1 protein-coding gene is annotated in these 593 nt (G+C 36.9%); it reads left to right on the forward strand.

Annotated features, from left to right (window positions below; translation table 11 throughout):
- Nucleotides 1–285 precede the first annotated feature (285 nt).
- On the forward strand, nucleotides 286–593 hold a 308-nt coding region (locus H6A12_RS13080), incomplete at its 3' end, for a hypothetical protein (RefSeq protein WP_204448440.1).

The raw sequence follows: 593 nt of genomic DNA on the forward strand, positions 1-593 counted from the left end.
TATCAAGGCTTTTCGGCATTTTCAGGGCAAGTTTTTCAGCATAGATTCTATAGATGCCAAACGGCAAAAATCCTATACTGACAGGACTTGAACCCACAAATAGCAAAAATCACACCGAAAGGCGTATGGAAAGTTAAAATCCATACGCCTTTTTCTTTTGCCCAAAAGCACTATTCTCCTCTCTGTTTCCATACTGCAATTAAATATTAACACATCATTTAGAGCCTTCGGTTTTTGATTATCACAGCAAAAACTGAAGGCTTTTTTTATTGAAAGGAAAAAGTCATGTATTTTACGGAAACACCTTCCCTACGGGAAATTGAAAAGGCTATGAAAATGGTTCCGAATTTTACTCCAAGAGGACACGGCGTAGTAATTCTCTGCAAACATGAATTTGCCGAAAAGAGTTGCATTGGCGATTCTCAAAAAGAAATACTTGCAAGAACTGTGTCGCGGATAAATAATCCGCTGTTTCAAAAGCGGTTCCAAAAATATATAAACGAAAGTGAGACGATCCCTGTGAATTTCAGAAATTCAAAACACAGCACCACCTTTACAGACGCAATCAAAAAAAAGAACAAAAGAGATTATAT

Origin of the sequence: Merdimmobilis hominis (assembly GCF_016901855.1) — a bacterium.
Classification (GTDB): Bacteria; Bacillota; Clostridia; order Oscillospirales; family Ruminococcaceae; genus Paludihabitans.